Here is a 7,223-nt window from a genome sequence, read left to right on the forward strand (position 1 = left end):
GTTTGTGATTAAAAATAAATTCCGAAATATAAAGTAGATCTATATTCCGGAATTTAATTGTTTATTAGAAAGAACTACTTCAGATAGCCTTCATTTTGTGTCAGATTCTTATTACGTTCCATTTCCTGGAAAGGAATGGGGTATAACAGATACCCGGGTTTGATATTATAAGTGTTAGCTGGTAAACCAACGTCTTCTTTTTTGATGTATTCACCATACGCTTTCATAACTTCAAGCGCTTTGCCTGTTCTGATCAGGTCAAACCAACGGTGGTTTTCAAAAGCAAGCTCCATTCTTCTCTCATTAGCAACTATATCTGCTGTAACAACACCATTGTATGCTTCTAAACCTGCTCTTTCACGTACACGGTTTAAGTATTTATTGGCTTCATTCGGTTTCCCTTGTTCTACAGCGCATTCTGCTAACAGTAACAATACATCTGAATACCGGTATACTGGCCAGTTATCATCCATATTACGAAGTTTGGCATGTGCATGTTGATATTTCCGGATAAAAGGAAGGGCTAACTTATAGTTTGCTATCTCCGGATCTCCGACATAAAACCAATTATCGATTTTAGTGTACATGTCGTTATCGTTGCAGACAGCTATTCCTATAGACACATCACGACGCTTGTCTTTATCAGAGAAAAGATTGATCGTTTCAGATGTAGGAACATTCCAGCCGGAATTTTCTACTAAGTTACTTCCTTGCACTCCTGTTGCAACATCAGCATTAGCTGTTCTCGGTAAGAAAATGTACAGCCAACTACTTTGTTGTCCCTGATCTCCCTGCTGATATTGGATAGAGAAAATATGTTCTTTTCCGTTTTTCTTACCGGTATCGAATACATCTGCAAATTCAGTTTCAAGATCATATCCCATTTTTGTAACGTCCAGCAATTGTCTTTCTGCTTCAGCATAATCACGATCAGGTTTGGTCATCAAGACATAGGCGTATAACGTCTTGGCGGCTCCCTGAGTTGCAGACCCGTCCTGAGGAAAGCTTACAGGTTTTAAGTAGTCGATAGCCTCTTTGACATCTGTAATTATCTGTGCATATACATCCTCGACAGAAGAACGTGGCAAATCATTATTTTCAGCGCTCGTTACTTCATGTAATTGCAACGGCACACCTCCGAAGTACTGAACTAATTGGAAATAGACGAATGCTCTGATGAATTTAGCTTGCCCCAATGTTTTCTTTGTGAAATCTTCAGAGAAATTCTTTGTTTCAATTCTGTCTATCACTGTATTTGCTTTAGATATGCTTGTGTAGCAAGATTTCCACATGTCACGTACATACGTATTTTCTATAGCAACCAGGAAGTCGGCGATATTCTCTTTATCGGTTGTGGGATATCCTCTTCCTGCTTCATATCTGGTATAATGAGTATTATCGGATCTCATTTCCGACATAGACCAACCTTTATCATTATAAAGTTCACGCAAACTTGCGTAAGTATTATTTATGGCTTGTGTGAAATGATCCTCTGTTTTAAAGAAACTGCCTTCTGTCGAAGAGCTTTGTGGCGGAATATCTAAAAAACTACTGGAACATGCAGTATTTAACAGCGCTGCTGCAAAACATATTATAAATATTTTTTTCATGTCTGATACTTTTTATACGATACAACTTAAAATGTAATATTACAGCCAATAGTAAATGTTCTTGGTATCGGATAGTTTGTTCTGTCTATACCTAATCCTCTCCAACTTAGACTACTGCTACTACTTGCCTCTGGGTTGGTTCCCGGATAGGCTTTTATTATAGCCAGATTCTGTCCGGAAATATAAGGCCGTATTTTTGATATGTATGCATTCTTTTTAATAGGTATATTATATCCGAGTGTTACATTGCGGAGCGATATATAAGATGCGTCATAGACCATTCCCGTATGATAACTACGGAAAAGTTCTGTTGAAGGACCGTAAGTACGGGGGATTTTACCGTTACCCGGATTTTCTTCAGATCTCCAACGATCTTTTACATCTTTCGATACATTGAATACACCATCGAGATTCCAACAGTTTTCATATATACCGGCAACAACATCACCTCCGATTTGTCCTTGTAAGAAAATGCTTAAGTCAAAATCCTTCCATGAAAATTCGTTGGTAATACCAAATAATACACTCGGATTAGGATCTGCAATTTTAACACGGTCATAGATATCGATCACACCATCATTGTTTGTATCTTTCATGCGTGCCGATCCGACAACGGATGTTACGTGTTTGGGCTGCGAATTAAATTCTTCCTGTGTCATATAAACGCCGTCGAAAACATATCCCATGATTATACCGATAGGTTGGCCTACTTCCAGACGGTTCCAGTCTTCAGCAACATCGTATCCACCGATTGGCACGTTGTTGGGGCCGAGGGCTTTCACCTCATTTCTGGGAATGGTCAGATTCAGATTTGTTTTCCATTTGAAATTGCCGATAAGGTTTCTGGACTCGATAGATAGTTCATGACCCCATGCACGGAATTTACCGATATTTGCTTTGATATTGTCAAAGCCGGTAGACCAGGGCATATCTATTTGGTAAAGCATTCCGTCTGTGAATTTGTTATAGAAGTCGTATGTCATAAAGATACGGTCATTCAGGAAACCCAATTCCAAGCCAATATCCCATTGATCCGTTTCTTCCCAGGTCAAACCGCTGTTACCTATAGCTGTAATACCTTTACCGGGTACCAATGTATTTCCTAAAATATAGTTGCCGACTCCTACTGTAGACCAATGGTCATAGTTGCCGATATTGTAGTTACCAGTGACACCGTAGCTAGCTTTGACCTTCGCATAATTCATTACATTATTTACATGACTCATGAAAGATTCATCCGAGAAAACCCAACCTGCGGAAACAGAAGGGAATGTAGCCCACCGGTTGTTTACACCAAAACGGGAACAACCGTCACGACGGATATTGGCCTGTAAGAAATATCTGTCTTTAAAGCTGTAATTGACACGTCCGATTATTGAAGCCAGAGCCCATTCATCGATACCGGCACTTCCTCCTTTAGTAGCAGCGGCACTTATCCAGGGGATATCATCGTCTCCGAAATCAGTTCCGTTCAGATTACCGTACTCGGAAACAAATTTCTGAGCGGAATAACCAGCCATAAGGTCAAACTTATGATCTGCGATCTCTTTAGCATATGTCAGCAGGTTTTCAGCTGTCCATGTATAATATTGTTCCGAGTTATGCTGACTATAAGCTTTATTAGGCGGTGCCTGTACCCACGACCCTTGTGAAGTCGACGGGGTCCATTCTCTGAAGCGGCGGGAACCTAAGTCTGCACTGATCTGGAATTTATATTTTATTCCGGCGTAAATATCCACGTCAGCAAAAGCATTTGCCAGGATTGTATATATCCTGTAATTATTAAGTCTTTCATTTGCATAACGTTTCCAGTTCGGCTGTCCGAACATTCCCGGCGAGTTGATCGCGATAGTAAGGTCTCCGTTTTCATCATAAGGACTTACGCAAGGGTCAGCCGAAAGAGAGGCACTTAATATTTGTCGTTGACCGTCCGTATTCGCATTAGTATAATTCTGAACCATCGGAGATATATTCAATCCTAATCGGATCTTATCATTTACCTGATAGTCATTGTTCGCTCTGAAAGTGAAACGTTCAAAATTGGAATTAACAACCAAACCTTCCTGTTTGAAATAGCCGAGAGATATATTCGTATTGAATTTATCTTTGCTGCCACTTACGTTCAACGTGTAATTTTGTATTGTAGCTGCCGAGCGTGTCACTTCTTCATACCAGTTTGTGCCTTTTCCATATTGTTCGGGATGCTGGTACATTTCCGGAACTCCGTCGGTATAGCCTTCGTATTTGGCTTTATCTTCGTACCATTCTTTCTTATATTGTGCGAATTCTCTGGCATCCATCATATCGAAATTATCAAAATCACTCAGTCCTTTAAGTGTCTGAACTCCGAAATAGGTGTTTAAAGTAACTTCAGTACGTCCTTGTTTGGCTTTTTTGGTCGTAATAAGAACAACACCGTTAGCTGCCCTGGAGCCATAAAGAGAGGAAGCTGCCGCATCCTTCAGGACGGTGAAGCTTTCGATATCATCGGGGTTCAGATTATTCAGACCTGTTGATATAGGCATTCCGTCGACTACAATCAGCGGTTGGCTGGAGTTGTTGATGGATGCTGCACCACGGATTCTGAATGCCATTCCCTGACCAGGAATACCCGATTGCTGAACGACTTGTACGCCAGGGATCTGTCCCTGAACTTTCTGTGAGAGCTGTGCTACCGGTACATCGGCAAAATCATCTGCTTTCATCGTACTTACGGCTCCCGTCAATTCCCTTTTTTTCTGGGTACCATAACTTACGACAACGATTTCGTCCAGTTTCTGGCTGTCTTCTTTTAATGTCACTGAGTATTGATTGGCACTACTTACCTTTGTCTCATACGATAAATATCCGATAAAAGAAACCTCAAGGATATCTCCTTCCGAGACCTGTAAGGAGAATTTACCATCCGCATCGGTAACGGTTCCGTTGGTCGTACCTTTGATCACCACATTGGCTCCGATCACGGGGTAACCGGTGGCGTCGATAACCGTTCCTGTAATGATTTTTCCATGTTGGCCTGTAATAGTATTTGTTGTATCTTCTTTTCGGCTTAATATGATCTGTCTGTTACTTACCTTATAATCGACATCAGTCCCATCGAATAAATAATGTAGGATAGTTTCTATACTATTTCCGTTAACAGAAACAGATACTTTACGGTCAACGTTTACCAGTTTGCTATTGTATAAGAAATAGAAATCAGACTTTTCTTCAATCTTATTCAATACTTCTTCCACTGTTGCATTTTCCATTTTCAGGGATACAAGTGCAGATTGGGAATATAAAGCTTCAGCGTTGGCTTGAAATAAAAAGCCTGCGAGAAAAAGAGAAGCGATCCGCATACGCATTGGAATTTTTGGTAATAAGTCAAAATTAGACTTAAAACCTTTTTGTTTTGACAAATTCTTCATAATTTCACATTGTCTAAATTGATTAGGTTTATAAATAACTTAATTAAACGATTACCATTCGTCAGGTGAGATTTTCGGATAGGTAATGAATTTGGAATAAGCGGGGAAATGTAGTCAGCATTTTCCCGTTTTTGTCTTTACGTTTTCATGTCATAATTTATTTTTTAAGTTAACAAATAATTAATACCAGTTCGCTTTTGTATATTAGACGTACTACCTTTCAAACCCCCTATGAAAAAAGTGATTTTTTTTATTTTAATGATCGTATAATGACTGTTCGCCTTGAATATGAATAGTCATCACTTTGTTCAGGCTCTATGATCCGGCATTTGATAGGTGCTGTCTTTTCTAATAGTTGTAGTATATTGCTTAATGATTCAGTCGTGAAAGTTGCGGAATATTCATAATTGTATATTTCTTTTCCTTCCAGTTTTATATCAACGTTGAAATGGCGGGATAAACGCCGGATGATTTCAGCCATACTAGCCCGGCGGAAAATCATTTTTCCGTCTTTCCATGAAGTGGTGACCAATAGGTTGGCATCAGCAACATCCATCTTGTTGGTTTCTTTATTAAAGGTTACCTGTTGCCCCGGATGCAATGTCCTGAAGGAGGGTTGATCGATTTCCGATACATCGACATGGCCCTTGGCTAAAGTTGTTTCAATATTTTTGTCTTCTTCGTATGCGTTGATATTGAACTCTGTACCGTAGGCACTGACTACCAGGTTGCCCGGGATAGTAACGTTAAACCGGTTTTCTTTATCGGAGGAAACTTTAAAATAGGCTTCTCCGGATAATGAAACATTTCTCTCTTTTCCGGTAAATCTTTCCGGGAAGGAGAGGCGGGAACCGGAGTTCAACCAGACTTCAGATCCGTCAGATAATGTTACTTTTGATACTAATCCGTAGGCAGATGTGACCTCTAATTGTTCTATAGGCTTGTTATTCCATTCATTTAATGTGTTATATAGGATATAACTCGTAATCAATGCAGGGATTAATAAAACAGCAGCACTGGAACGGAGTAGTCTCCAGGCTTTATTTTTATAACTTTCAAAAGCGATCCGTCTGGATACTTTTTTCCAGTGTGCGGTCGGATCGATTTGTCTTTGGAGATTCAGATCATCAGCCCTTTGAAGGATAAAACGTAAATCATCGACTTCTTTTTTTAATTCAGGGGAATCCTGTATTAAATGATCGAAAATCTCCTTTTCTTCTGCTGATAAACGATTTTCCAGATACGCTATAATATGTTCTGTGTTTATTTCCACTTTTATGATTTTTGTATTAGACGTATAGGTCCATCAATTACCCTATATTAAAATGTGTTAATGGATAAAGAGTAGTAGCAATGGCAGATAATCCTTCAGTTCCACCCTCAGGTGTTTTAGAGCTTTCGTCATATGAGCTTCTACTGTTTTTATGGAAATATTGTGTTCGATAGCGATTTCGTTGTATGTTTTTCCTCCGAATCTATTCTTTTCAAAAACGCTCCGGATATTTTCCGGGAGTTTGGACAATGCGGCATTTAGCATTTGCTCCAGCTCAATGGTTGTGTATATATCTTCGGATGAATAGCTTTGGACAGAGATCGACTCTTTTTGTTGCCAGTCCAGTTCCGATTCTTTTTTTCTTAGATTGTCTATACAGCCATTTCTGACACTGGTAATAAGAAAGTTTCGACTAGAGGTGTTTATTTCTATGTTTTTCCTGTTTTTCCATATTTTAAAAAAAGTATCCTGTACAATATCTTCACAGGTTTCCCAATTATCTATGTATCGGTGGGCAAAGACACACAAAGGGGAGAAAAATTGAAAAAAAAGAGTACGGAATGCAGTTTCGTCATCTTTAATAGCAATTTTCCAAAATAAATTATCAATTATATTAATCTCCTTTTCCTTTGTATTGTCCATCGCAATAGAACTCTTTCTCCTTTACTATTGTGTGTAGTTCTTGAAGAACTTATGCATTTCAAGGGTACAAATATAATTTATTTTACTATTCGTGGTTGTTAATTGTGTAATAATCAGAGTTCATTTTTTGTGTGTTAATAATAACATATACATCCATAATAGTGGTTAATAAACTTTTGACTATATCTAACAGGCATATTATAAGCAAATTACCGTATTCGTTTATTCATAGTTCTTCAAGAACTAGGGTGTGAATTCTTTTTTCTTATCTTACTATATTCCTGTTTT

General features: G+C 38.8%; 4 protein-coding genes. All 4 read right to left on the minus strand.

The window, feature by feature from the left end:
* Positions 1-74: 74 nt before the first annotated feature.
* The gene (locus DWW23_RS25325; RefSeq protein ID WP_122357240.1) at positions 75-1,610 is read right to left on the minus strand and encodes a RagB/SusD family nutrient uptake outer membrane protein; all 1,536 of its coding nucleotides are present in this window, start codon (positions 1,608-1,610) and stop codon (positions 75-77) included.
* Positions 1,611-1,636: 26 nt separating this feature from the next.
* Positions 1,637-5,020 (minus strand): TonB-dependent receptor, encoded by a 3,384-nt coding sequence (locus DWW23_RS25330; RefSeq protein ID WP_233564457.1) that lies wholly within the window; start codon positions 5,018-5,020, stop codon positions 1,637-1,639.
* A gap of 250 nt (positions 5,021-5,270) precedes the next feature.
* Entirely contained in the window at positions 5,271-6,293 is a 1,023-nt protein-coding gene (locus tag DWW23_RS25335) for a FecR family protein (protein ID WP_122357241.1), read from the minus strand.
* Positions 6,294-6,350: 57 nt separating this feature from the next.
* A complete protein-coding gene (locus tag DWW23_RS25340) occupies positions 6,351-6,935 on the minus strand; it encodes an RNA polymerase sigma-70 factor (protein ID WP_122357242.1) in 585 nt (194 codons plus the stop codon).
* Positions 6,936-7,223: the final 288 nt, after the last annotated feature.

This window comes from Parabacteroides sp. AF14-59 (assembly GCF_003479515.1).
GTDB classification, from domain to species: domain Bacteria; phylum Bacteroidota; class Bacteroidia; order Bacteroidales; family Tannerellaceae; genus Parabacteroides; species Parabacteroides faecis.

Bases quoted from the DNA above. Each gene is read 5' to 3' on its own strand.
- DWW23_RS25325 (WP_122357240.1), bottom strand. From the start codon at position 1,610: ATGAAAAAAATATTTATAATATGTTTTGCAGCAGCGCTGTTAAATACT.
- DWW23_RS25330 (WP_233564457.1), bottom strand. From the start codon at position 5,020: ATGAAGAATTTGTCAAAACAAAAAGGTTTTAAGTCTAATTTTGACTTA.
- DWW23_RS25340 (WP_122357242.1), bottom strand. From the start codon at position 6,935: ATGGACAATACAAAGGAAAAGGAGATTAATATAATTGATAATTTATTT.